Here is a 24,262-nt window from a genome sequence, read left to right on the forward strand (position 1 = left end):
GGGGACGATGGCGGGCCGCCCGAAAATCGGATTGGCGCTCGGCTCGGGAGGCGCCAGAGGTTTTGCGCATATCGGTGTATTGAAAGTTTTCGAAGAGGAAGGCATTCCGGTGGATATGATTTCCGGCAGCAGCATTGGGGCGCTGGTTGCGGCGCTGTATGGGGCGGGGCGGACTGTCCGCGAGATGGAGCTGCTTTCCGGCGCATTTAAACGCAAATATTATTTGGACTTTAAAATTGGCAAGATGGGCCTGATTTCAGGAAAAAGAATTGAAGATCTGATCCGCTTGCTCGTTCACGGGAAAAAACTTGAAGAATTGAACCCGCCTGTCGCCGTTGTCGCCGCAAATCTTTCAAACGGCGAAAAAACGGTGTTCAGAAAAGGGCCGGTTGCAGAAGCGGTACGCGCCAGCATTTCCATCCCCGGCATTTTTGTCCCGAAAAAAATCAAGGGCCATCTCTTTGTGGACGGCGGCGTGGCGGACCGCGTCCCGGTGTCTGTTGTAAAGGAAATGGGGGCGGAGCTTTTGGTCGGGGTGGATGTTTCCGCCATGAAAAAAGAAGCGGAAATCCGCCATATTTATGATGTTATTATGCAAAGCATCGATATCATGCAGATGGAACTGGCCGAAAGCCGGAAAACGGAAGCCCATGTTTCGATCCGCCCCGATGTCTCGATGTACAGTTCAATGGCTTTTACAAATGCCGGACAAATCATTAAGATAGGGGAAGAAGCCGCAAAACAATCCGTAATTGAAATACAGCAATTGCTGGAAAAATGGAAGGAGCTCGACAAATGAAACACCGAAACATCCGGCGGCGCATACTGATTGCGGCAGTGCTGATCCTTGCCCTCCTGTCGTTTGTGCCGCTGCCTTATTATATTGAAATGCCGGGGAGCGCCATGCAGCTTGCCCCGCTGATCAAAGTAAAAGGTGGCTATCCTGAAAAAGGCCAGTTGATGCTGACGACTGTCCGTATGGGCCGCGCGAATCCGTATACGTATCTTTGGGCAAAAGTGAGAAAACACGAGGATGTCGTGCCGGTTCGTGAAATTATGGATAAAAATATGACGGACGAGGAATACAATGTCTATCAGCTTTATTTAATGGAATCAGCAAAACATAATGCTATCCAGGCTGCTTTTAAGAAGGCGAAAAGGCCGTTTAGCTCCCGTTATGAAGGGATTTATGTCCTGAATGTATATGACGGGATGCCGGCCGCAAAAGTGCTCAAAGCCGGAGACAGAATTACAAAAGTGGATGGCCATGCATTCAAGTCTTCCAAACAGTTTATGCACTATGTCGCAAAGAAAAAAGCCGGGGACAAAGTGGAATTGACCTATGTGCGCCAGAAAAAGGCGAAGACGGCAACCGTTGCGCTTGCAAAATTTAAGGAAAACCACCATAAAACGGGAATCGGGATCAGCCTTGTCGATGACCGGACCATCAAATCCGACCCGGCCGTGAAAATGGATACTGAAAAAATCGGCGGCCCTTCCGCCGGGCTGATGTTCACATTGGAAATCTACAACCAGCTGACCAAACAGGACATTACAAAAGGCTATAAAATTGCCGGAACCGGAACCATTTCGCCAAACGGGGAGGTTGGCCGCATCGGCGGAATTGATAAAAAAGTGATTGCAGCGGATAAAGCGGGGGCGGACATTTTCTTTGCCCCGGATGATACGATTCCACCCGAAATGAAAAAAGCCGACCCTGGCATCAAGCCGAATTACGAAGAGGCAAGAGCGGCCGCGAAAGAAATCGGGACGAACATGAAAATTGTACCGGTCAAAACACTGGATGATGCACTCGCCTATTTAAACGCCCTGAAACAGAAATAACCGGAAAGCCGCTTGTTTTAGCGGCTTTTCCCTAATAAGGGGAAGGCCGTCACGCATTCCGGGTTTTACCTATAAGCCGGCATGTAATGTGTGATCCGGCTTGTTCGCTTTCAAAAAAGGTGCCAGCCTGCACGCATGCAGCTTTTTCCCCTGCAAAAAGCCGTCCTCATCATCTTGCGTTTCATCCGGTTATTCCCAGCCCCATGCCCGAAGCTTTCCGCCTGTAAAAAGGCAGCCTGCAGATTCACGCGCCATCCGTTTTTTCGTCTGCGAAAAAAGGCGGCTTGCTGAATTCCCGCGCCATCAGGCTTTCCCGTTCATTTGCCGGAAGCGGGAGGGCATATATCCGCGCGGCCCTTATGTCCGGTGCAAGCAGCGGGGCAGTTTGCAGCGAAAACTTTGAAATAACGGGAACCGGTACCGTTTTTTTCACGCTGTTCAAATAGCGCCTTCCCGTTTCGTTCATGGCGAGCAGCCGGATATACGCCGGTTTTGCCGCATGCCTTTTGATTTCTGTTTTTTTGGCATTGGTTAACAAATGGGTGCAAATTCGCTGTAGCCTTGTCCATGTGTATCGTTTTGTTTTCACTTTTCTCATGAAATCGGGAAAACTGTTGGCGGATACCGCGGCTTTTTTTAAACGGTATTCAATGCCTTCTTCCACTTCGTAAATGTCGCGCAGTTCCTCTTCAGAAGAGGAAAGCAGCCGGTAGTGCAAAAAAGGCCAGTAAAGCGCCCAATGCAGGAAGTGCCCGTTTCCGTTCCGGTGCCGGTTCAGCATAGTAAACGCTGATTCCGGCAGCGCCGGGCGGGCAGCGTGCAGATCTTCGCTTTGCAAGATGGTTCTTCTGATGGCGCTCGCACTTGCAATTTCACCGGTTATCGTGGCGTCATGATGCCCGGCTGCTTTTCTTTGGACGGTAAAAGCCTCCATCGCCGGGTTTTGCCTGGCTGCCGCGAGCATATAATGAAAGCCGAGAATATTATTGGGCGAACGTAAATCGAGCGCACTGCCTGGGGCGAGCTTTTGAAAGCTGTTTGATAGCGCAGCCGGATAGCTGATGCCTTTTTTGACCTCGCGCTTGACGGATGCGTTAAATGCCGCCTCGTTTTGAAGCAGGGCGGCGGCCGCCTGGCGGAATGCTTCGATGTCGCCGGATTCGCTGCCGAAGCAGAAGCTTCTGCACTGCAAAGCGTCCAAAACGGCAATCCCGCCTGCCGCAAATGTTTCGGCAGGCTGCACGGCAAATGCATACGGCAGTTCGACAACGAGATCCGCGCCCGATAATACGGCCATCTCCGCCCGCGTCCATTTTGAAACAAGCGCCGGCTCGCCCCGCTGCATAAAATAGCCGCTCATAACGGCAATGATACACTCTGCGCCTGTCACCCGTCGCGTCTCGCGAAGATGGTGCAGATGGCCATTATGAAAAGGATTGTACTCCACAATGATGCCGGTACTTTTCAAATTGTGATTCCCCTTTCCGGAAGATTTGAATGTTTAAAGAAATCCGTTTGGGATAAGTTATTTTTAACATAACCGGCAAAAAAAGCAATCCTGCCGGCTGCAAAATTTTTTGAAAAAAAACGGGGAGACTTGAGACGAAAGCGTAAAAAGGATGCGCCTAAAAAGCTTAGGCCGGTTTCTGTTTTGAAGAAAAATTTTCGTTTTGGACATAATGGTTGTAAAGCAAAAAATATTGACAAAAGGTATGAAGGAAGCTATAATTACCTTTGTTGTCTTGGGGTGATGAAAGTGAAATGGTCTGCCATTCAATTGCAAAAATTTCAGGACAAGCGCTTTGAGATAGATGGGTCGGTTGATATTACAAAAGATTTAATGGAAACCGATTCGGAAATCCGCGGGGCCTCGCCTTTCCACGTAACGGGAACGGGGAGCGTTGCGCGGGGCAGGGTGACGTTTGACCTTCACGTTGAAGGGACGCTTGTGCTGCCTTGTGCCCGGACGCTTGTTGATGTACATTACCCGGTAGACTTGAAATCGACAGAAACGTTTCTTCTTGAGCCTTCCGATTATGAAGGCGCTGAAGATGAAGAAGTGCATGTTGCCGAAAATGAGGTCATTGATTTGATACCGGTTATGAAAGAATTGATTTTGCTCGACATTCCCATGCAAGTTTTCAGCGAGGAAGCTAAAAAAGGCGAACTGCCGCATACGGACAACTGGCAGGTGCTGACGGAGGACGAGTATTTGGAAATGGAGCAGAAGGCGGAAAAAGCGGTAGACCCGCGTATGGCCGGCCTTGCGAAATTTTTTGACCAGGATTCTGAATAACCGCCATCTTCGGCTAAAATGATATGCTGATCTCTTATAAGGAGGTGGGAAGAATGGCTGTACCTTTTAGAAGAACTTCTAAAACGGCAAAAAGAAAACGCCGCACACATTTTAAATTGCAAGTTCCCGGCATGGTTGAATGCCCGAGATGCGGTGAAATGAAAATGGCGCACCGCGTATGCCCATCTTGCGGTTTTTACAAAGACAAAGTTGTGGTAAATAAATAATAAAAGAGCACGGCGCAAACCCGTGCTTTTTTATTTGCCTAAAAAACGCGATCCCTTCCCGCCATAAGCCCCTGCCTGTTCTTCCCTTTTTCCTCGAAATTTTGCAGCGGCTTTTCGTCTATCTTTTCTATTAACGGCATATGAATAGTATTAAAAAGGATGGGGGGAAAGATATGCCGGCAGTCAGACAGGATGCCTGGACAAAGGAAGAAGATTTGTTGCTATCGGACATTGTGTTGCGCCATATCCGCGAAGGCAGCACGCAGCTCCGGGCGTTTGAAGAGGCAGGGAAGCGGATGAACCGGACCGCAGCGGCATGCGGGTTTAGGTGGAATTCTTATGTGAGAAAGCAGTACGCCTCCGAAATTGAGGCCGCAAAAAAAGAAAGAAAGGAAAGAAAACAGCTTGTCCGGGATTCCGGGAGAGCGTCTGCTGAAGAAGGGCCGCAGGCAGAAGCGACGCTGTTTGATGCCATCCGTATCCTTCAGCAGCTTGCGGAAAAAAGCAGGCACGAGAACGGGCAGTTGTCCGCATCCCGGCGCGGTACAGAGGAATGGAAAACCAAATATGAGGCACTGCTTCAAAAGTATCTTGAAGAAAAGGAAAAGCATGAAGAGCTGCAAAAAGAATACAGTGCGCTTCTTTCCATTATGGAAAAAGCACGGCAGCTGGCTGAACAGGATTAAAGCGGCGGACATCCCCTGGACCTTAAAAGGCAGGGGACATTTTTTGTTCGTAAAAGGCAAAAAAAGAACCGGAATCCGGTTCTTTAAGAGGAGGCCGTTTTTTTGTCCTGTTTTGCGTCTTTCAGCTTCACGCCGTGCGGCAGCCAGACAAACGGATTTTCGCTCAAATCACGCTCAACATTATAAGGAACGGGTTTGAACCCCATTTTTTCCCAAAATCCCCGCGACTTCAGGCGGGCGTTTGTTTTAATCGGCAACCCGAAGCTTTTGGCAAAATCAACAAGCGCCCGGCCGTAATTCTTATATTGATAGTTCGGGAGCACTTCCAGTTTCCAAAGTTCCAAAAATGTTTGCGGAGGGTCAAAATAGAGATCATATTTTGCATCCCGTTCGTAAAGGCTCATGCGCGCAACGAGTTTATCGGCAAAATAAATGCCGTAAAATGGCGAGTCGGCGTTGTCTTCAATAATATTGTCTTGCAAATCTTCGAGCATGGACAGTTCCTGCTGCCCGTACTCTTTAAACTGTTTGAATTCTTCGAGCGTTTTGTAGTTCACTTTCAGCCTTTCCACTTGATATGCCATATTAATTCCCCCATCCCTCTTTATAGTGCTGTGTCGCGGCAGCATGGCGGCGATTCTTGCATAAAACCGGTTGATATTATAATTATATAACAAACAATTGGAAGAATGAAAGAAATACGTGTAAGCGGTCGCACCTCATTTTTTGTCCGGAATTTTCTTTTCCATTCCCTTATTGCCTGTTAAAATGGAGCAAAGAAAATGGAAAGGGGCGGGCAAAATGAAAATCGGGATTATTGGCGCTGGCGCGATCGGTTTATTATACGGGGGCTGGCTTGGAAAGTTGCATGAAGTGACCCTGTTTCCAAGGACGAAGGCACAGGCCAGGCAGCTGAATGAAAAAGGGATTACCGTAAAAGACAGCGCATCTTCGTTCAGGACGATTGTCAAAGCGGATGGCACGTTCTCTTCACTTTCCTCCCAGGATTTGGTGATTGTTGCCGTCAAGCAATATGACCTTCCCGCTGTTGCAGCCGTTTTAAAACACGAAGATGGTGGGGTGCCGGCCTTGTTTTTGCAAAACGGCATGGGCCATCTGGCTCTTCTTGAAAAATTGCCGCAAAAAACGATCCTTGTTGGCACGGTGGAGCACGGTGCATCCCGGCTTGACGGCACAACGGTGAAGCATAACGGGCACGGCAAAACGAATATCGCCGTCTACCACGGAAAATGGGATGAAAGCGTGCAGCTGCATACAGATGCATTCCCGTTCACGATGCAGCCGGATTATGAGCTGATGCTTTTGCGCAAATGTTTTGCCAATGCCGTCATCAATCCGCTCACAGCCGTTTTAAAGGCAAAGAACGGGGAACTTGTCAGCAACCCGCATTATGCCCGTGTGTTCCGCGCGGTATTTGAAGAACTGGCGGCGCTATTCCCGAAACTTTCGCGGGAAAAGATGTGGGAGGAAGCCACCGGCATTTGCAAAAATACATGCGAAAATGAATCATCCATGCTGAAAGATGTGAAAAAAGGAGCACGGACCGAGATTGACGCGATTCTCGGTTACATGCTGGAAACGGCTGCCCGTCAAAACAGCCGGGTTCCGCTTGCGTCCGCCCTTTATGAAATGGTGAAAGGGATGGAAGAAAAGGGGTGAGGCGCGTTCCCGGTGCTGCCGCCGTGCCTGCAGCGGCCGGAAACAGGCCTTCTGTTTTTGAAACGGGCATCCTTGAAACGGGCAGGCAGGCTTTTTTTCTTTTTTTCACAAAAATGCTATACTCAATGAGAAAATCAATGAAAACGAGAAAGGAAGAATCATTTGATGGAACTGGAAAACTTTTCAATTCCAGCAACGAATCGGTTCGCTTCCCTCTATCTTGCGCAAAAATCTCCTGTAAAGGATTTTTTTCATTATGACATAACGGATGCTTCTGTTTTCCATAAAAGAGTGGAAGATTTAAAAAAACGGGCTTTTAACCGGGAAGGGCTGGCAGATTGTATCGGGCACTATATGGAAAAATTTGGGATTTCTCCGGAGACGGCCCGTTCCTTGGAAAAATTAAGGCAGCCGGACGCTGCTGTTGTGATCGGCGGCCAGCAGGCAGGGCTTTTAACAGGGCCGCTTTATACCATCCATAAACTGATTTCCATTATCCGGCTTGCCAGTGAGCAGGAAGAAGTCCTTCAAATTCCGGTTGTGCCTGTTTTCTGGATAGCGGGCGAGGACCATGACTATTTGGAAGTGAACCATATTTATGCTGAACAGGAAAGGCGTTTAAAAAAATTCAGTTATGCTGAAGGGCCGCTTGAGAAAAAAATGATCTCTGACACCAAACCGGATCCTGCCCATTTAAAGAAATGGATACATAAAGTTTTTGAAGCATTTGGCGAAACCGAACATACCAATGCCCTTCTTTCCCGGCTGGAGGCGTTTGCAGACAGGGCGCAAAGCCTTTCTGACCTGTTTGCCTGCATGATCCACGATCTTTTCAAGGCGTACGGGGTGCTGCTCATCGATTCGGCTGATGCGCACTTGCGGAAGATCGAGGCGCCGTTTTTTGAACGGATGATCCGGGATTATGGCACGATTACGGAAGCGGTCCTCTGGCAGCAGCAGGAAATTGCGCGGTTTGGGTTTCCAAAAGCGATTGACATTTCGAGCCGGGCGCTGAATCTTTTTTATTATGACGGGAAGGAACGGATTTTGCTTGCGTACAGTCCGGAGCACGGCGGATTTACCGGGAAAGGCGGCAGCCCCTTTTTTACGGAGGAAGCGTTGCTCGCGCTTTGTGCGAAAAGCCCTGAACGGCTGAGCAATAATGTTGTCACACGACCGCTCATGCAGGAATGGCTCTTCCCAACCCTCGCGTTTATCGGCGGGCCGGGCGAAATTGCGTACTGGGCCGAGCTGAAGCGGGTGTTTGAAGAAATGGGGATTCTGATGCCGCCTCTTGTGCCGCGGCTCAACATTACGCTGCTTGAGAGAGCGGTCCAAAGGGATATCGAGGAACTGGAACTCGATATCGGGCATGTATTAAAATACGGGACCTGGAAAGAGCGGGAAAAATATTGGAATGCCGCAAAAGATGAGAATATGGACGCACTCATTGCAGAAACGGAAAACATGCTGAAAATGCAATACGATAAAATTTTTGCCGCAATTGGAAAGGGGTTGGAACCGCTTGCCCGCAAAAATCTCGATTTTCACCTCGGGCAGCTTGCGTTTTTGCAGCGGAAAGTGGATGAAGAGATTGCGGGAAAACATGATGTCGTCCTTGAAAAATACGCACGGGTCGAACGTGCTTTGCGCCCGGACGGCAATCCCCAAGAAAGGGTTTGGAACCTTTTTTATTTCCTTAACAAATACGGGACAGACTTTATCCACACCCTTGCCGCCCTGCCGTTCGCATTTGACGGCACCCATAAACTCGTTAAAATTTAACCGGCTGACAGCGGCCGGCTTTTTTGTGCAAAAAAACAGGGGAGAAGGGGCGTTGGTTTGCGAAGTGAAAAAGCGGGCTGCCGGGGTCTGGCCATGCTGGAATCGGGTTTTACGGCCGGCAAGTTTTCAATTGATTTTTTCTTGCAAAAAGCAGGAAATCAAGCGCGCGGGGAGAATATAAAAATTAAAGTGGTGAAAGGTGGGGGATTGTGGTAAATTATTAATATGAAGTGGGAAGCGGGGGGCACGCGCCAATGTTCATGGGAGAATACCGGCACAATATCGATGTAAAAGGCCGTTTGATTGTACCGGCCAAATTCCGTGAACAGCTTGGCGATACGTTTGTCATTACCCGTGGGCTGGACCGTTGCATTTTCGGTTACCCTGCGGATGAATGGAAACAGGTGGAAGAAAAACTGAAGTCCCTTCCGTTAACGAAAAAAGATGCCCGCGCATTCACACGTTTTTTCTTTTCGGGGGCGACCGAATGCGAGCGGGATAAGCAAGGGCGCATTCTGATTCCCGCACCGCTCCTTTCCTACGCGAAACTCGAAAAAGAATGCGTGGTGCTCGGCGTTTCCAATCGAATTGAGATTTGGAGCAAAGATTTATGGGAAGAATATTTTCAGGAATCGGAGGCCTCTTTTGCCGATATTGCGGAAAACCTCATCGATTTTGACCTTTAACATGTTCGATTGGATAGGAGATTCAGTATGTTTGCACACAAGACCGTTTTGCTAAAAGAAACCGTTGACGGGCTACATATCAAACCGGGTGGGATTTATGTTGACTGCACGCTCGGCGGCGGGGGGCACAGCGCCTATTTACTTAAGCAGCTTACCGGCGGGCATTTATACGCTTTTGACCAGGATGAAACGGCGATTCAGCATGCCAAAGAAAAGCTTGCCCATGACCAAAACAGGATCACTTTTATTAAAAGCAATTTCCGCTATTTAAAATCTGAACTGAAAGCGCGCGGTGTGCAGGCTGTCGACGGCATCTTGTATGATTTGGGCGTCTCATCCCCGCAGCTTGATACACCGGAACGGGGATTCAGCTACCAGCATGATGCGCCGCTCGATATGCGGATGGACCTCGATGCTCCGCTTACCGCATATGAAGTCGTCAATGAATGGCCGTATGAAAAACTGGTCCGGATCTTTTTCCGTTACGGGGAAGAAAAGTTTTCAAAACAAATCGCCCGCAAAATCGAGGCGTCCCGTGCCAAAAAACCGATAGAAACAACCGGTGAACTGGCCGATCTAATTAAAGAAGCGATTCCCGCACCCGCACGAAGAAAAGGCGGGCATCCGGCAAAAAGGGTCTTTCAGGCGATCCGGATTGCCGTGAATGATGAATTATCCGCTTTTGAAACTTCTTTAACGGATGCCATTTCGCTTTTAAAACCGGGCGGGCGGGTCTCTGTCATTACCTTTCATTCCCTGGAAGACCGCATTTGTAAAAATATATTGAAAGAATTCAGCAGTGCAGGAGATTTGCCGCATGGGCTGCCTGTCATCCCAAAAGAATACGAGCCCGTATTAAAACTCATTACGAAAAAACCCATTATCCCGGATGATGAGGAAGTGGGCGGGAACAACCGGTCAAGGTCGGCTAAACTGCGCATTGCGGAAAAACGCTAAGAAAATAGAGGAGGGAGTTTTTTGAGTAATTTAGCAAGGCAGCCGAAACGTGCGCCGGAACAACAGCAACAGGTTGAAAAAAGAGTAGCCCCGGTCACAAGACGCGCGCAGATCACTTTAGGGGAAAAGATTATCGCAAGCCTTTTTGCTTTGTTCGTTCTGATTATGGCCGTGAAGATCGTATCAACGGAAGCTGCGATTTATAATGCCAACCGGTCGATTGAAGATACGAAAACCGCGATCCAGAACAAAAACAAGGTGACCGATGATTTGAAAATGCAAGTAAGCGAATTAAGCCGCTACGACCGTATTTACGAAAAGGCAAAAAAACTCGGCTTGAAATTGGACGAGAATAATGTCAAGGTTGTTGAAAATAAATGAAGTCTAGAAAACTGAATACAAACAGGGGGGCAGCGATATTATTTATCATATTCGGTCTGTCCTTTTTTATTATCGCCGTAAGGTTTTTGACGATTGAAATCACAGGGCAGGCAGACGGGAAAGTGCTCGCGGCAAAAGCGGCGAAAAAGTATTTGCGGACAAGCACCATTCCCGCTTCCCGCGGCAATATTTACGATGCAAGCGGGGAAGTGATCGCCGAAAATGTTGTTTCGTACAATCTGGTTGCTATTTTGGACCCGAAAGCCACGATTGATCCGGAACATCCGAAACATGTTGTCAACCCCCGGAAAACCGCCCAGGCCCTTGCAAAATATATTGACATGCCCGAATCAAAAATCTATTCGCTTCTGACACAAAAAGGGCGGTTTCAAGTGGAATTCGGGAAAGCGGGGCAGGATATTCCCTATCAAACAAAAAATGAAATTCAAAAACTGAACCTGCCGGGCATCCAGTTCGAAGCGGTGCCGAAACGCACGTATCCGAACGGTTCGTTTGCCTCCCATCTGGTCGGTTATGCGCAGAAAAATGAGACGGGCGGCCAAATGGCAGGCGTAATGGGAATCGAAAAAAGCATGAATGCCGCTTTGGAAGGGAAAGACGGAAAAATCAGTTATGAAGGCGACTTTTGGGGATATATTTTGCCAAACGCGCATAAAAAAGTCACCAAACCGAAAAACGGGGAAGATGTCTATTTAACGATTGACAAGAAAATCCAGTCTTTCGTTGAAGATGCGCTTGGCAAAGTCCAGAAGCAATACAATCCGAAAAAAGCGTTTGTTGTCGTGGCAGATCCGAAAACGGGTAGGATACTGGCGATGGGGCAGCGACCGACATTTGACCCGGAAACGCGGAAAGGTTTGAGCGTCTGGCAGAACGAAGCAGTCGAAACCGCTTATGAACCGGGCTCGACGATGAAAATTTTTACCTTGGCGGCGGCCGTCCAGGAAGGCGCTTTTCACCCGTATGCGACCTATAAGTCAGGGGAATTCCATGTAAAAAATGTGCCAAACCCGATTAAAGACCATAACGGCGGGGTCGGCTGGGGCAGGATCACCTTTCTGGAAGGGCTGCAGCGTTCTTCGAATGTCGCATTTGCCACATTGCTTGATTATATTAAGCAGGATAAACTTAAGCAATATTTGGAAGCGTTCGGGTTCGGGAAAAAGACGAAAGTCGGCTTGCCAAATGAAGCTTCCGGCAAAATTTTATACGATTATCCGGTCGAACGGTATACGACGACATTCGGTCAGGGCACAACCGTTACCGCAATGCAGATGATTCAGGCGGCAACAGCGGTTGCCAATGACGGGAAAATGATGAAGCCGTATGTAGTCGACAAAGTGGTCAATCCCACAACCGGAAAAACGGAAAAAACAAAACCAACCGTTGCCGGCAACCCGATCAGCGCGGACACCGCGAAAAAAGTCCGGGATTATTTGCGGACGGTTGTGACGAATAAAAAAACCGGGACCGGCACGGCCTATAACATTCCGGGCTATGAGGTGACCGGCAAAACCGGTACCGCCCAGATCCCGAATCCGAACGGCGGCGGATATTTAACCGGTACCGATAACTATATCTTTTCTTTTCTCGGCATGGCGCCGAAAGACAATCCGAAATTAATCGTTTACGCCGTTGTCCAGCAGCCGCATTTAAAAGCAGGCGAGCTTGGTGGCGAACCGGTTAAAGCGCTGTTTAACCCGATTATGAAGAACAGCCTGCAATATTTAAATATTAAACCGGCAAAAGGGAAGGCCGTACGCCTTGCCAAGCTTCCTGATTTTACGGGTGACAGCCGGACAGAAGCATCATCTGCCGTAAGAGCACTGGGGCTTACCCCTGTTGTGCTCGGCGATGGCGATACCGTGACAGCCCAGGAACCCGAGGCACAGGAAAAACTACTGCCGGGCGCAAAAGTATTTTTGAAAACAAATGGCAATAGGGTAATGCCGGATATACGCGGCTTTTCGAAACGTGACGTGGCGGGCGCTGCCAAACTGCTCGGCCTCCGCCTGGCCATAAGCGGGGAAGGCTATGCCGTATCACAAAGCATTCCGGCAAAGTCAAAGGTGAAATCCGGGCAGGCCCTTACTGTAAAATTTAAGAATCCATAGGCGGGCGACAGAAGGGATGCCGAAAAAAAAGCAAGCACAAGGCTTGCTTTTTTTCATGCGCGTGAAAAGGTACTAGCCGGATGCGTACAAGCATATAAATGGGTGTAAAGGCAACAAAGGGCTTGTTTCGCCCGGAGCGGATTTGCAGGATTTCAGAAAGCCTGCAGGGCTGAAACTTTTCATCTTTCCTGCGCCGTGGAGTCTGCTGCTTTGAGATTTAAATAAAGGAGGCGCGCTCGTGAAACGTGTATCCAATGTTACGGTGAGAAAGCGGCTTGTTTTTATATTGCTTTGCGGGATTGTCATTTTCAGCATTATAGATGTGCGGCTCGGTTATGTCCAGTTCGGGCTCGGGGATATGCTGACGGACAGGGCAAAAGCGCTATGGAGCAGAAGTATCCCTTTTGAAGGGGAGCGGGGAAAAATCGAAGACAGAAACGGCGTGCCGATTGCCTCCAACCAAAGCGCCCCGACGATTTTCATCATTCCGAGGCAGGTCAAGGACCCGGCGAAAACGGCAGAAAAACTGGGGAACGCCCTTGATGCAGACAAAGAAAAGATCTATAAAGAGATTACACAGGTCAGATCGATTGTCAGAATAAAAGAAGGGCGGAAAATCAGCAATGAAAAGGCAAATGACGTACGCCGCCTCGGGCTTTCGGGGGTCTATATCGCGGAAGATTCCAAGCGGTATTATCCGTTCGGCCGCTACCTTTCGCATGTACTCGGATTCACCGGCGCCGACAATCAGGGGCTGACCGGGCTCGAACTGTATTATGATGATGCGCTGAGCGGAAAAAAAGGGGCAGTCGAGTTTTATACGGACGCAAAAGGGAAGAAAAAGATGAAGGATATGGCGGATGAATATGAAGCGCCAAAAAACGGGCTTGACCTGAAGCTAACGGTTGATACAAAAGTCCAGACGGTCATTGAGCGCGAACTCGATAATGCTGAAAAAAAATATCATCCGGACGGGCTGATTGCGATCGCCATGGACCCGGACACCGGGGAAATTCTCGGGATGTCAAGCAGGCCGAGCTATACGCCTGACAATTATAAAAATGTGCCGCAGGAAGTGTATAACCGGAACCTGCCGATCTGGAGCACATACGAACCGGGATCGACATTTAAAATTATCACACTTGCCGCCGCCCTTGAAGAAAAGAAAGTGAATTTGACAAAAGACAAATTTTACGATTCCGGCGCGGTTGAAGTCGGAGGTTCGACGCTGCACTGCTGGAAAAGGGGCGGGCACGGCAGCGAAACGTTCCTTGAGGTTGTCCAAAATTCATGCAACCCGGGTTTTGTCGAACTCGGTGAAAGGCTCGGGAAAAATACATTGTTCAAATACATCCGCAATTTCGGGTTTGGCACAAAAACCGGCGTGGATCTATCCGGCGAAGCTTCCGGCATTTTGTTCAACCTTGATCGCGTCGGGCCGGTTGAACTAGCGACAACGGCTTTCGGGCAGGGGGTTTCTGTTACGCCGATCCAGCAGGTGGCGGCGGTCTCGGCTGCCGTAAACGGCGGGATCCTCTACAAACCGTATATTGCAAAGGAACTCGTCGACCCTGAAACTGGGGAAACGGTCATGCGAAAAAACCCGGTTGCCAAAAGAAGGGTGATCTCGGAAAACACGTCAAAACAAATCCGCCATGCGCTTGAAACAGTTGTCACACAGGGGAGCGGAAAAAATGCTTATGTGGACGGTTATCCGGTCGGCGGGAAAACCGGGACGGCGCAAAAAGCCAAAAACGGCCGCTATCTCGAAAACAATTATGTTTTATCCTTTATCGGTTTCGCCCCGGCCAATGATCCAAAAATCGTCGTCTACTTGGCGGTCGATAATCCGAAAAATACGATCCAATTCGGCGGCCAGGTGGCAGCCCCGATCGCGGGCACGATCATCGGCGACAGCCTGCGTGCCATGGGCGTCAAGCCGGTGAAAAACCAGGCGGAAAAAGAAAAAAGTTATTTTGAAACGCCAACGGTGAAAGTGCCAAATTTAATCGGGGAGACGAAAAAAGAGATGATGAACGACCAATACAATCTCAAACTTGACGTCAGCGGATCCGGAAACAAGGTGATCCGGCAGTCCCCTGAACCAGGCGTGAAAGTGGAAGAAGGCTCAACGATCCGGGTTTACATGCAGTAAAACAGACTTTCCATTTCCTTATTTACTTGGGCCCCGCCAGGCCCGACAATCCGGATTTGCATGCAGGAAAACAGGGCGGCGCCGTATGTCCGGCCGCCCGTGTTTTTGTTTCAAGGGGCATAAAACAGGGCTGCTCCGGCTTACATTTTAAAAATCAGCAGGACTTCATAGCTTAATGGCCGTTTTTTTTGTACAATAGAAAAGGACTGTATTTACATGTATACACAAAAAAGATGCAGCAACAAGGGTTTGGAACAGGAAGGGTTGGAAGCAAATGAAGTTACATACATTGTTAGAGGCATTGTCGTTTGTGAAAATGCCTGCTGTGAATCCGGAAATTACGGAACTTGTCCAGGATAGCCGGCTTGTCACGAAAAACAGTCTGTTTATTTGCATCAAAGGCTATACGGTTGACGGGCACAAGTTTGCCGTTGATGCGGCAAAACGGGGCGCAGCAGCCATTTTAGCCGAAAAGCCGGTCGATGTGGATGTACCGGTCATTATCGTCCGCAATACAAAACGGGCAATGGCGCTCCTTGCAGACCGGTTTTACGGGCAGCCGTCCCGCAAGCTCCGCCTTGTCGGGATTACCGGCACAAACGGAAAAACAACAACGAGCCATATTATCGAAAAAATATACCGGGATGCAGGCAGAACGACCGGCCTGATTGGCACGATGTATATGAAAATTGGCGATGAAACGCTGGAAACGAAAAACACAACGCCGGACAGCCTGACATTGCAAAAAATATTTCATGAAATGAACGCGCGCGGCGTCACCGACTGTGTGATGGAAGTTTCTTCGCATTCGCTTGTTGAAGGCCGGGTGCACGGCTGCGACTATGATATTGCCGTTTTCACAAATCTCACGCAGGATCATCTCGATTACCATAAAACAATGGCAGAATACCGGCGCGCTAAAAGTTTATTGTTTTCGCAGCTCGGGAACTCCTGCCCGCAGGATAAGCCGAAATATGCCATTTTAAATGCAGATGACGCCGCATCAAAAGAATTTGAACAAGTAACAGCGGTGCCTGTCATAACGTACGGGATCGACCGCGATGCGGATTTTATGGCCGAAAACATTGACATGCACGCCCGTGGGACGACATTCACGCTTGTGACGCCGTTTGAAAAACGGGAAGTCCGTCTGCAGCTTGTCGGGAAGTTCAGCGTCTATAATATGCTCGCAGCGATCGCAACCGGGGTTGTTTCCGGGGTGCCGCTTGATTCGATCATTAAAACGGCGGAAGCGATGGAAGGCGTGCGCGGCCGGTTTGAGCTCGTAAACGGCGGCCAGGATTTTTCCGTGATTGTCGATTATGCGCACACGCCCGACAGTCTGGAAAATGTCCTGAAAACGGTCCGGCAGTTTGCCAAGAAAAAAATCTTTGTCGTTGTTGGCTGCGGCGGCGACCGCGATAAAACAAAGCGGCCGGTGATGGCGCAAATTGCCTGTAAATATGCGGATTATCCGATTTTTACATCGGATAATCCGCGCAGCGAAGATCCGCTTGCCATTTTGCGCGAGATGGAAAAAGGGGTAGAAGGCGAGCGGTATGCATGCATCCCCGACCGGAGGGAAGCAATCAAAACAGCCATTTTCCGTGCAAAGGCGGGGGATGTTGTCCTGATTGCCGGAAAAGGCCATGAAACTTATCAAATCATTGGAAATGAAGTGCATCATTTTGATGACAGGGAAGTTGCACTGGAAATGATAAAGGAGCGGTGAAGCATATGTTATCATTCGGGGATACAGCCCGCCTTTTCAGTTTGGGCCGCGGCATGGAGATGGCGCTCGAATTTGCAACAGTCAGCGTGTTTGCAGATGTAAACCAGCCAAAGGGATTATACGTCCCTTTTTCTGAACCGGACATTAACCGGGCAATTGCACACGGGGCAATCGCGGCGCTTTGGAAAAAAGATGCGCCCGTGCCCCGCTATATACCGAATGATTTTCCGCTGTTTATGGCAGAAGATGTTTCTTTTGCTTTTACACAACTGGTACAGTTTTATCTAAAAAAAATGGAAAGCAAGGATTTGGATATGAAGACAACTTTTATTTTTTATGGCCCGGAATTGCGGGACAAAAACCCTCATACATATGATTTGGCGGATGCGGAAAACAGGAAGCGGCTGCTTTGTGCATGCAGGCGCCACGGGAGGGAAAAAGCATGATCGAGCAGGTAATTTTTTTTACAACGCTGATGGCTTTTTTAATTTCCGTGCTGCTTTCGCCCGTTTTTATCCCTTTTTTAAGGAGACTGAAATTCGGCCAGAGCATCCGGGAAGAAGGCCCGAAATCGCACCAGAAAAAATCCGGGACGCCGACAATGGGCGGCTTGATTATTTTGGTATCGATCATTGCATCCACGCTGGTCATGGCCGGTAAATTCGCTGAACCGACTGTCAGAATTTACCTGCTGCTGCTTGTTACGATCGGATTCGGGCTGCTCGGATTTTTGGATGACTTTATAAAAGTGGTGATGAAGCGGAATCTTGGTCTTACATCGAAGCAGAAACTGCTTGGCCAGATTCTCGTTGCCGTCATTTTTTATGTCGTTTTCCGCCACTTCCATTTATCTTCGGAAGTCTCGATTCCGTTTACGGACAAATCGGTTGATTTCGGCTGGTTTTACTTTGTCATCATTCTTCTCTGGCTTGTCGGGTTTTCCAATGCGGTCAATCTGACGGACGGGCTTGACGGCCTTGTATCCGGGACGGCAGCGATTGCTTTCGGGGCATTCGCCGTTTTGGCATGGAACCAGTCACAGGCGGATGTCGCCCTGTTTTCGGTTGCCGTAGTTGGGGCCGTGCTCGGTTTTCTCGTCTTTAATGCCCATCCGGCAAAAGTTTTCATGGGGGACACCGGATCGCTTGCATTGGGCGGGGCGATTGCCGCCATTTCGATTCTGACCAATCTTGAGATTCTTTTAATTGTGATTGGCGGTGTTTTTGTCATCGAGACTTTGTCTGTCATTCTCCAGGTGATATCATTTAAGACAACAGGAAAAAGAATTTTCAGGATGAGCCCGCTGCACCACCATTATGAGCTGGCGGGCTGGTCGGAATGGCGTGTTGTCGTGACGTTCTGGGCGGTAGGCCTTTTGTGTGCGATTTTAGGAATTTATATCGAGGTGTGGATGTAACATGAAAAATATCACGGAATATGAACATAAAAAAGTATTGGTGCTCGGGCTGGCAAAAAGCGGGGTGAGCGCGGCTTCCCTGTTGCACCGGCTCGGGGCGTTTGTAACGGTGAATGATTATAAACCGCTTGAAGAGAACCCGGAGGCGCAGGGGCTTTTGGAACAGGGCATCAAAGTCATTTGTGGCAGCCATCCGATCGAACTGCTGGATGAAGGCTTTGAACTGATTGTGAAAAATCCGGGTATCCCTTATTCGAACCCGCTTGTTGCAGGGGCGCTTGAAAAAGGGATCCCGGTCATTACCGAAATCGAGCTGGCCTATAAAATTGCAGAATGCCCTATGGTCGGCATTACGGGAACGAACGGGAAAACGACGACCACCACTTTGATTTATGAAATTTTCCAGGCGGATCCGCATTTTGATCCGTTAATTGCCGGAAATATCGGCAAAGTGGCTTCCACGGTGGCGCAAAAAGCAAGCGCGGGCCAGCAGATGGTGGTGGAGCTGTCTTCTTTCCAGCTGATGGGCGTGCAAACGTTCAGGCCGCATATTGCCATCATCACGAATATTTATGAAGCCCATCTCGATTATCACGGGACAAAAGAAGCTTATGCAAAAGCAAAATCAAATATTACCCGGAACCAGACAGAGGATGATTTCCTGATTCTGAACCATGCCCAGCCGGAACTGTGGGATCTGGTCTCCTTCACAAAAGCAAAAATTATTCCTTTTTCAACGAAGGAATATGTTGAAGACGGCGCATCGGTAAAAGACGGCAGCATCATGTGGAAAGGCGAAAAAATCATGGACCGCGCTGAAATTGTGCTGCCGGGAGACCATAATCTGGAAAACATTTTAGCCGCTGTCGCCGCTGCCAAGCTGATGGGGGCAAGTAATGATGCTATCCGCGGCGTGCTCGCAACGTTCAAAGGCGTCAAGCACCGGACGCAATATATTGGCGAAATCAAAGGGCGGAAATTTTACAACGATTCAAAAGCGACCAATATCCTGGCCTGCAAAGCCGCACTCGCTGCTTTCCATCAGCCGGTCATTCTGCTTGCCGGAGGGCTCGACCGCGGCAACGGCTTTGATGAACTGATCCCGGCTTTGAAGTACGTCAAAGCATTGATTACTTTTGGGGAAACCGCGCCGAAACTGGAAAGCACCGCGAAAAAAGCAGGCATTCCGGTCATCCGCACGGTGGAAAACGTGGAAGAAGCCGTCCCGGCCGCGTGGGCATTATCCGAACCGGGCGATTGCATTTTGCTGTCGCCGGCATGCGCCAGCTGGGACCAGTACAAATCTTTTGAAATTCGTGGTGATATTTTCATCGACGCCGTGCATAAGTTAAGATAAGGGCTTGGACCGCTTTTTTACCGGTGCGGTTTGCCGGTTTTTGCGGGAAGCTCTAAATCTTTTCTGGGGTGGGCGCGGATGCCGTCGAAAAAAACGAATCCCGACTTTTTATTAATCATTGTGACCCTGGCGCTGCTTGCAACCGGGCTCCTGATGGTGTTCAGCGCGAGTGAGATCGTGGCGGAGTACAAATTTAACGATGCATTTTATTTTTTGAAGCGGCAGCTGCTTTTTGCCGGGCTCGGCGTGGCAGCGATGTTTTTCGTGATGCGCATTGATTACTGGACGTGGCGGGCATGGGCGAAAACCATCCTGGTCATTTGTTTTGTGCTGCTCGTCCTTGTGTTGATTCCCGGCATCGGGCTTGAACGGAACGGGTCGCGGAGCTGGATCGGGGTCGGCGCATTTTCCATCCAGCCTTCTGAATTCATTAAAATGGCGTTGATCGCGTATTTGGCAAAATTTTTATCGGAAAACCAGAAATACATTACGACTTTTAAAAAAGGCATGCTCCCGGCCTTGGCGCTCGTTTTTGTTGCTTTTGGGATGATTATGCTACAGCCGGACCTTGGAACGGGAACGGTGATGCTTGGGACATGCATCATCATGATTTTTGTTTCCGGCGCCCGCATTGCCCATTTTGCCATGCTCGGGCTCCTTGGTGTGGGCGGTTTTGTCGCTCTTGTTTTATCGGCTCCATACCGGATCGCACGGATTACCTCTTTCCTTGATCCATGGTCCGATCCGCAGGGGAAAGGATTTCAAATTATCCAGTCGCTTCTTGCGATCGGCCCGGGTGGCCTGTTCGGCATGGGGCTTGGGGAGAGCAAGCAAAAATTCCACTATCTGCCGGAACCGCAAAATGATTTTATTTTTGCCATTCTTTCCGAGGAGCTCGGTTTTATCGGCGGGACTTTTGTCCTGATTTTGTTTGCGCTGCTGCTTTGGCGCGGAATCCGGATCGCGCTTGGCGCACCCGATCTGTACGGAAGCCTGCTCGCAGTCGGCATTATTTCCATGATCGCGATCCAGGTGATGATCAATATCAGCGTCGTCATTGGCCTAATCCCGGTTACAGGCATTACGCTTCCGTTCATCAGTTACGGCGGCTCTTCTTTGACGTTGATGCTTGTCGCAGTCGGCGTGCTCTTAAACATCAGCCGCCATTCCCGGCTGTAACGGAAGGAGAACCTCATAAAGGGGTTCTTTTTTCGTTTGACAACTAGTTAACATTTTGATAATAATCGTTTTACTGTGTACCCATTGTCGTTTAAAATATAGTAATATAGGAAAATGAATGGTTCAAACATCATATATTGATACCCGTGCAACCCAGCACGGCGTCCTGAGGTGGAAAAAATGAAAATCATTGTCAGCGGGGGCGGAACAGGCGGGCATATTTATCCGGCCCTGGCATTGATCAGAACGATCAAACAGAAACATCCTGACACGGAATGTTTGTATATCGGCACGGAAAAAGGGCTCGAATCCCGGCTTGTGCCGCGGGAAAGCATTCCGTTCAAATCGATTCATATTACGGGGTTTAAACGCTCCCTTTCGTTTGAAAATGTCAAAACGGTTGCCCGCTTTCTAAAGGGCGTGAGTCGGTGCAAAAAAATCATCCGGGAATTCAAGCCGGATGTTGTCATCGGCACAGGCGGGTATGTATGCGGGCCGGTTGTCTACGCCGCCGCCAAACTGCACATCCCGACCATTATCCACGAACAAAACAGCGTGCCGGGGCTGACGAATAAGTTTTTAAGCCGGTACGTTGACAAAGTGGCCATTTGCTTTGAATCCGCAAAATCTTTTTTTGATGAGAAAAAAGTAGTACTGACAGGCAATCCGCGCGCATCGGAAGTGATCGGGGAGAAAAGGCGCGACGTCCTTTCCGGTTTCGGCCTGAAAACTACGCTTCCAACCGTTCTCATTTTCGGCGGGAGCCGCGGGGCACGCCCGATTAATGAAGCGGTTGTGAAATCTTTTTCCAATTTTGCACAAAAAAATTACCAGGTCATTTATGCGACAGGGGATGTGCATTATGAGGCCGTCAAAAAAGAAATTGCACTGATCGGCGAAAAGGGAAATATCAAAGTGGTGCCGTTTATCCACAATATGCCGGAAGTGCTGCGTGCGGTGGATCTTGTCGTCTCAAGGGCGGGCGCAACCACATTGGCCGAACTGACGGCGCTCGGCCTGCCTAGTATTTTAATTCCGAGCCCTTATGTGACAAATAATCACCAGGAAAAAAACGCGAAAACACTCTTGGAAAACGGTGCAGCTTTTATGCTGCTTGAAAAAGATTTATCTTCCGCGAAGCTCGTGTCCCTGATCGATAAAATTTTACTGGATCGGGAACAAATGGAGAAAATGCAGGCGGCCGCCCGCAAGCTCGGCATTCGTGACGCTTCGTGGCGGCTTTATGAAGTGATGGAAAATCTGGCCGCAAAAGCCAAATCATGATGCGGCAAATAAAAAGGGAGGAACAAAATGGCGCGGTCTGACAAAAACATCGTTTCGCTGGAAGACCGGATCCCGAAATTAAAGCAGCAGCGCCGCCGAAAAACGAACCGGCGGCTCATCATGCTGCTGACGGTTTTTTTTATGCTGGTGATGCTGATCATCTACCTTGAGTCCCCGCTGAGCCGCGTCCATCGCATTCAGATAGAGGGGAATGAGGCGGTCAGCAAGCCGTACATCCTGAAAAAAAGCGGCATTGCAACAGGTGAGAATATATGGAATATCCGTAAAGACGCAGTCCGGAAAAGAATTGCATCCATCCCTGAAGTTGATTCGGTGAAAGTGGGCATTTCCTTGCCGAATACGCTTTACATAAAAGTGGAAGAACATCAAAAAATCGGGTATTTACAGCAGAAAAATGGTTTTTTGCCGGTTTTGGACAACGGTTCGGTCGTCAAAAGAACTGTGAAAGAAATTCCGGCCGCAAGCCTGATATTTACCGGCTTCAAACAGGATACGCATTTGCATGAAATGATCCGCCAGATGCAAAAATTGCCGGATTCGATCACAAATGCCATTTCGGAAGTCCGCTATACCCCTTCAAACGTTGACCGTGACCTTGTCACCCTGTACATGAATAACGGTTTTGAAGTACGCGCCAGCATTCCGTCATTCGCAGAAAAGATGGCGCATTACCCTTCGATCATCAGCCAGCTTGACCCGAAGAAAAAAGGTGTGATTGACCTTGAAGTCGGTTCGTATTTTAAAGCTTACGATTCGAAGTGAACATGAAAAAATTTCGCTTTTCTCCGTGTCCATCTTAGTGTAGACTTATGATGAAACCAAATTTTAGGAATTGCTATATTTTGAGGCTGGAAATATTTTGATAACCAAAAGAAAATGAAAAAAGTCCGATTGAAAAAAAGGGAATTTCACCATGACGAAGAATACTTTCTTTATACTCACCTTTTTAAATGGAGGCTTCAGGCGGGCTCACGGACGGAACGGCAAAAAGAGCCCGCCTCAGAAGAGACGAATTGGAAAAATGGGGCTTTAACATAGGCGGATTGCGTTTGATCGAAAGGCAAAGGGAGGTGCCGCAGTATGAACAGCAGTGAAATATATGTGAGTCTTGACATCGGTACATCTGCCACGAAAGTCATCATTGCCGAAATGGGCAATGATTCATTAAATATTATTGGGGTTGGCAATGTCAGGTCCGAAGGCATTAAAAAAGGATCGATTGTAGATATAGATGAAACCGTACTGTCCATCAGGCGGGCAATTGAGCAAGCGGAAAGAATGGTCGGCATGAAAATTGACCACGTGATCGTCGGCATTGCCAGCAATCATGTGATGCTGCAGTCGTGCCACGGGGTGGTGGCGGTCCAGAGCGAAAACCGTGAAATCACGGACGGGGATGTACAAAGAGTGATGGATGCGGCGCAAGTGCTTTCTATTCCTCCCGAAAGAGAGATTGTGAATGTCATTCCGAAGCAATTCATTGTGGACGGTTTAGATGAAATACATGATCCTCGCGGGATGATCGGTGTCAGATTGGAAATGGAAGGCATCATTGTCACGACTTCCAAAACGATCTTACATAATACATTGCGCTGTGTGGAAAAGGCTGGTCTGACCATTGCGGAAATTGTCCTCATGCCGCTTGCAGCCGGCACCATTGCACTGTCAAAAGATGAAATGGAACTCGGGACGGCACTCGTTGACATCGGCGGCGGGTCGACGACGCTGGCTGTTTTTGAAAACGGCCATATCCGGACAACGAGCGTGCTGCCCGTCGGCGGAGACCATATCACAAAAGATTTGTCCATCTGTCTGAGGGCTTCAACGGAAGATGCGGAAAAAATCAAACTGAAACACGGGCACGCGTTCAGCGAGGATGCGCTCGAAGACGATGTTTTTGATGTGCAGATCATCGGCAGCGAACAAAAAGAACAATTTAACCAATTACAAATTTCTGATATTATAGAAGCTAGATTAGAAGAAATCTTTTTGTTTATCCAGCAGGAACTCAGGAAAATCGGCATTCATGATTTGCCGGGTGGGATTGTGCTGACAGGGGGCACTGCAAATATGCCCGGTGTACCGGAGCTTGCAGAAACGGTCTTTCAAAACCGCGTAAGAGTCGCCATTCCGGATTATATCGGCGTCCGTGAGCCGCAATACACGACGGCGGTCGGCCTGATCCAGTACGCCGCGAAAAATGCGCGGCTGGAAGGGAAAAATGTCAGTTCCCGCCTGGTGGCAGCCGGAATGGAGCATGCGGAACCGAAACCGGCGAAAAAACCGCAGTCCAAACCGAAACAAGCATCCGGCCAGGAAGAAAAAATTTCATCGAAAATGAAAAAATTCTTTGGTTTGTTTTTCGAATAGCCTGCCGGCATCATGTGCGGAAAACCGGAGCCCGTCCGGCAGCAGGACCGGGATAAGATACGCAATACG

Annotated in this window: 22 protein-coding genes; 20 read left to right on the forward strand and 2 right to left on the reverse strand. The window is 49.0% G+C overall.

Annotated features, from left to right (window positions below):
* Positions 1 to 7 precede the first annotated feature (7 nt).
* Together NSQ19_RS04865 and NSQ19_RS04870 are read left to right on the forward strand one after the other, a co-directional pair.
* Positions 8 to 799, forward strand: a complete 792-nt coding sequence (locus tag NSQ19_RS04865) for a patatin-like phospholipase family protein (protein WP_029142118.1) — start codon at positions 8 to 10, stop codon at positions 797 to 799.
* Positions 796 to 1,845: a SepM family pheromone-processing serine protease gene (locus NSQ19_RS04870; protein WP_340702489.1), complete on the forward strand. Its 1,050-nt coding sequence runs from the start codon at positions 796 to 798 to the stop codon at positions 1,843 to 1,845. The genes NSQ19_RS04865 and NSQ19_RS04870 overlap by 4 nt, the downstream gene beginning before the upstream one ends.
* 244 nt (positions 1,846 to 2,089) lie before the next feature.
* Here the strand turns inward: NSQ19_RS04870 and NSQ19_RS04875 are convergent, their stop codons facing one another.
* On the reverse strand, positions 2,090 to 3,313 hold the full coding sequence (locus NSQ19_RS04875; protein ID WP_328013600.1) for a nucleotidyltransferase: 1,224 nt from the start codon (positions 3,311 to 3,313) through the stop codon (positions 2,090 to 2,092).
* Positions 3,314 to 3,595: 282 nt separating this feature from the next.
* On the opposite strand from NSQ19_RS04875, the gene NSQ19_RS04880 reads away from it, so the two are divergent.
* The 3 genes from NSQ19_RS04880 (at position 3,596) to NSQ19_RS04890 (ending at position 5,054) form a co-directional block, all read left to right on the forward strand.
* The gene (locus tag NSQ19_RS04880) at positions 3,596 to 4,141 is read left to right on the forward strand and encodes a YceD family protein (RefSeq protein WP_340702490.1); all 546 of its coding nucleotides are present in this window, start codon (positions 3,596 to 3,598) and stop codon (positions 4,139 to 4,141) included.
* Positions 4,142 to 4,194: 53 nt separating this feature from the next.
* Positions 4,195 to 4,368 carry a 50S ribosomal protein L32 gene (gene rpmF / locus NSQ19_RS04885; protein WP_017553868.1) on the forward strand — a complete coding sequence of 58 codons (174 nt, stop codon included), beginning with the start codon at positions 4,195 to 4,197 and terminating at the stop codon, positions 4,366 to 4,368.
* A gap of 173 nt (positions 4,369 to 4,541) precedes the next feature.
* Complete coding sequence (locus tag NSQ19_RS04890) at positions 4,542 to 5,054, forward strand: RsfA family transcriptional regulator (RefSeq protein WP_340702491.1); 513 nt, start codon at positions 4,542 to 4,544, stop codon at positions 5,052 to 5,054.
* Between the two features lie 83 nt (positions 5,055 to 5,137).
* Here the strand turns inward: NSQ19_RS04890 and NSQ19_RS04895 are convergent, their stop codons facing one another.
* On the reverse strand, positions 5,138 to 5,638 hold the full coding sequence (locus tag NSQ19_RS04895; protein ID WP_017553866.1) for an N-acetyltransferase: 501 nt from the start codon (positions 5,636 to 5,638) through the stop codon (positions 5,138 to 5,140).
* A 217-nt stretch (positions 5,639 to 5,855) separates the two neighbouring features.
* Here NSQ19_RS04895 and NSQ19_RS04900 point away from each other — a divergent pair, with 217 nt between their 5' ends.
* The 15 genes from NSQ19_RS04900 (at position 5,856) to ftsA (ending at position 24,193) form a co-directional block, all read left to right on the forward strand.
* Positions 5,856 to 6,734, forward strand: coding sequence for a 2-dehydropantoate 2-reductase (locus tag NSQ19_RS04900; protein WP_340702492.1), 879 nt, complete (start codon positions 5,856 to 5,858; stop codon positions 6,732 to 6,734).
* A 165-nt stretch (positions 6,735 to 6,899) separates the two neighbouring features.
* Positions 6,900 to 8,519, forward strand: a complete 1,620-nt coding sequence (gene bshC, locus NSQ19_RS04905) for a bacillithiol biosynthesis cysteine-adding enzyme BshC (RefSeq protein WP_340702493.1) — start codon at positions 6,900 to 6,902, stop codon at positions 8,517 to 8,519.
* A gap of 254 nt (positions 8,520 to 8,773) precedes the next feature.
* Positions 8,774 to 9,205 carry a division/cell wall cluster transcriptional repressor MraZ gene (gene mraZ / locus NSQ19_RS04910; protein WP_029142125.1) on the forward strand — a complete coding sequence of 144 codons (432 nt, stop codon included), beginning with the start codon at positions 8,774 to 8,776 and terminating at the stop codon, positions 9,203 to 9,205.
* A gap of 27 nt (positions 9,206 to 9,232) precedes the next feature.
* Positions 9,233 to 10,162, forward strand: a complete 930-nt coding sequence (rsmH, locus tag NSQ19_RS04915) for a 16S rRNA (cytosine(1402)-N(4))-methyltransferase RsmH (RefSeq protein WP_029142126.1) — start codon at positions 9,233 to 9,235, stop codon at positions 10,160 to 10,162.
* A gap of 21 nt (positions 10,163 to 10,183) precedes the next feature.
* Positions 10,184 to 10,543 (forward strand): cell division protein FtsL, encoded by a 360-nt coding sequence (gene ftsL, locus NSQ19_RS04920; RefSeq protein WP_013858968.1) that lies wholly within the window; start codon positions 10,184 to 10,186, stop codon positions 10,541 to 10,543.
* On the forward strand, positions 10,540 to 12,678 hold the full coding sequence (locus tag NSQ19_RS04925; protein ID WP_340702494.1) for a penicillin-binding protein: 2,139 nt from the start codon (positions 10,540 to 10,542) through the stop codon (positions 12,676 to 12,678). Before ftsL ends, NSQ19_RS04925 begins: the two co-directional genes overlap by 4 nt.
* A gap of 238 nt (positions 12,679 to 12,916) precedes the next feature.
* Positions 12,917 to 14,833, forward strand: a complete 1,917-nt coding sequence (locus NSQ19_RS04930) for a stage V sporulation protein D (protein WP_029142128.1) — start codon at positions 12,917 to 12,919, stop codon at positions 14,831 to 14,833.
* Positions 14,834 to 15,107: 274 nt separating this feature from the next.
* Entirely contained in the window at positions 15,108 to 16,565 is a 1,458-nt protein-coding gene (locus NSQ19_RS04935) for a UDP-N-acetylmuramoyl-L-alanyl-D-glutamate--2,6-diaminopimelate ligase (RefSeq protein ID WP_340702495.1), read from the forward strand.
* 5 nt (positions 16,566 to 16,570) lie between these two features.
* On the forward strand, positions 16,571 to 17,011 hold the full coding sequence (locus tag NSQ19_RS04940) for a hypothetical protein (protein WP_017553743.1): 441 nt from the start codon (positions 16,571 to 16,573) through the stop codon (positions 17,009 to 17,011).
* The gene (gene mraY / locus NSQ19_RS04945) at positions 17,008 to 17,982 is read left to right on the forward strand and encodes a phospho-N-acetylmuramoyl-pentapeptide-transferase (RefSeq protein WP_013858973.1); all 975 of its coding nucleotides are present in this window, start codon (positions 17,008 to 17,010) and stop codon (positions 17,980 to 17,982) included. The genes NSQ19_RS04940 and mraY overlap by 4 nt, the downstream gene beginning before the upstream one ends.
* A 1-nt stretch (position 17,983) precedes the next feature.
* Positions 17,984 to 19,339, forward strand: coding sequence for a UDP-N-acetylmuramoyl-L-alanine--D-glutamate ligase (murD, locus tag NSQ19_RS04950; RefSeq protein WP_017553744.1), 1,356 nt, complete (start codon positions 17,984 to 17,986; stop codon positions 19,337 to 19,339).
* A gap of 78 nt (positions 19,340 to 19,417) precedes the next feature.
* A complete protein-coding gene (spoVE, locus tag NSQ19_RS04955; RefSeq protein ID WP_013858975.1) occupies positions 19,418 to 20,518 on the forward strand; it encodes a stage V sporulation protein E in 1,101 nt (366 codons plus the stop codon).
* Positions 20,519 to 20,698: 180 nt separating this feature from the next.
* A complete protein-coding gene (gene murG, locus NSQ19_RS04960) occupies positions 20,699 to 21,802 on the forward strand; it encodes an undecaprenyldiphospho-muramoylpentapeptide beta-N-acetylglucosaminyltransferase (RefSeq protein ID WP_013858976.1) in 1,104 nt (367 codons plus the stop codon).
* A 27-nt stretch (positions 21,803 to 21,829) separates the two neighbouring features.
* Complete coding sequence (locus NSQ19_RS04965; RefSeq protein ID WP_340702496.1) at positions 21,830 to 22,585, forward strand: cell division protein FtsQ/DivIB; 756 nt, start codon at positions 21,830 to 21,832, stop codon at positions 22,583 to 22,585.
* Between the two features lie 318 nt (positions 22,586 to 22,903).
* Positions 22,904 to 24,193: a cell division protein FtsA gene (gene ftsA / locus NSQ19_RS04970; protein ID WP_340702497.1), complete on the forward strand. Its 1,290-nt coding sequence runs from the start codon at positions 22,904 to 22,906 to the stop codon at positions 24,191 to 24,193.
* Positions 24,194 to 24,262 lie beyond the last annotated feature (69 nt).

It is taken from the genome of Weizmannia sp. FSL W8-1119 (assembly GCF_038008605.1).
Classification (GTDB): Bacteria; Bacillota; Bacilli; order Bacillales; family Bacillaceae_C; genus Weizmannia; species Weizmannia coagulans.

Excerpts from the sequence above, each read along its gene's own strand:
- ftsA (WP_340702497.1), top strand. The coding sequence starts at position 22,904 with ATGAACAGCAGTGAAATATATGTGAGTCTTGACATCGGTACATCTGCC.
- NSQ19_RS04870 (WP_340702489.1), top strand. The coding sequence starts at position 796 with ATGAAACACCGAAACATCCGGCGGCGCATACTGATTGCGGCAGTGCTG.
- mraZ (WP_029142125.1), top strand. The coding sequence starts at position 8,774 with ATGTTCATGGGAGAATACCGGCACAATATCGATGTAAAAGGCCGTTTG.
- NSQ19_RS04935 (WP_340702495.1), top strand. The coding sequence starts at position 15,108 with ATGAAGTTACATACATTGTTAGAGGCATTGTCGTTTGTGAAAATGCCT.
- murG (WP_013858976.1), top strand. The coding sequence starts at position 20,699 with ATGAAAATCATTGTCAGCGGGGGCGGAACAGGCGGGCATATTTATCCG.
- murD (WP_017553744.1), top strand. The coding sequence starts at position 17,984 with ATGAAAAATATCACGGAATATGAACATAAAAAAGTATTGGTGCTCGGG.
- NSQ19_RS04890 (WP_340702491.1), top strand. The coding sequence starts at position 4,542 with ATGCCGGCAGTCAGACAGGATGCCTGGACAAAGGAAGAAGATTTGTTG.
- NSQ19_RS04965 (WP_340702496.1), top strand. The coding sequence starts at position 21,830 with ATGGCGCGGTCTGACAAAAACATCGTTTCGCTGGAAGACCGGATCCCG.
- rpmF (WP_017553868.1), top strand. The coding sequence starts at position 4,195 with ATGGCTGTACCTTTTAGAAGAACTTCTAAAACGGCAAAAAGAAAACGC.
- NSQ19_RS04895 (WP_017553866.1), bottom strand. The coding sequence starts at position 5,638 with ATGGCATATCAAGTGGAAAGGCTGAAAGTGAACTACAAAACGCTCGAA.
- spoVE (WP_013858975.1), top strand. The coding sequence starts at position 19,418 with ATGCCGTCGAAAAAAACGAATCCCGACTTTTTATTAATCATTGTGACC.
- mraY (WP_013858973.1), top strand. The coding sequence starts at position 17,008 with ATGATCGAGCAGGTAATTTTTTTTACAACGCTGATGGCTTTTTTAATT.
- rsmH (WP_029142126.1), top strand. The coding sequence starts at position 9,233 with ATGTTTGCACACAAGACCGTTTTGCTAAAAGAAACCGTTGACGGGCTA.
- NSQ19_RS04865 (WP_029142118.1), top strand. The coding sequence starts at position 8 with ATGGCGGGCCGCCCGAAAATCGGATTGGCGCTCGGCTCGGGAGGCGCC.
- NSQ19_RS04925 (WP_340702494.1), top strand. The coding sequence starts at position 10,540 with ATGAAGTCTAGAAAACTGAATACAAACAGGGGGGCAGCGATATTATTT.
- NSQ19_RS04900 (WP_340702492.1), top strand. The coding sequence starts at position 5,856 with ATGAAAATCGGGATTATTGGCGCTGGCGCGATCGGTTTATTATACGGG.
- NSQ19_RS04940 (WP_017553743.1), top strand. The coding sequence starts at position 16,571 with ATGTTATCATTCGGGGATACAGCCCGCCTTTTCAGTTTGGGCCGCGGC.
- bshC (WP_340702493.1), top strand. The coding sequence starts at position 6,900 with ATGGAACTGGAAAACTTTTCAATTCCAGCAACGAATCGGTTCGCTTCC.
- NSQ19_RS04880 (WP_340702490.1), top strand. The coding sequence starts at position 3,596 with ATGAAAGTGAAATGGTCTGCCATTCAATTGCAAAAATTTCAGGACAAG.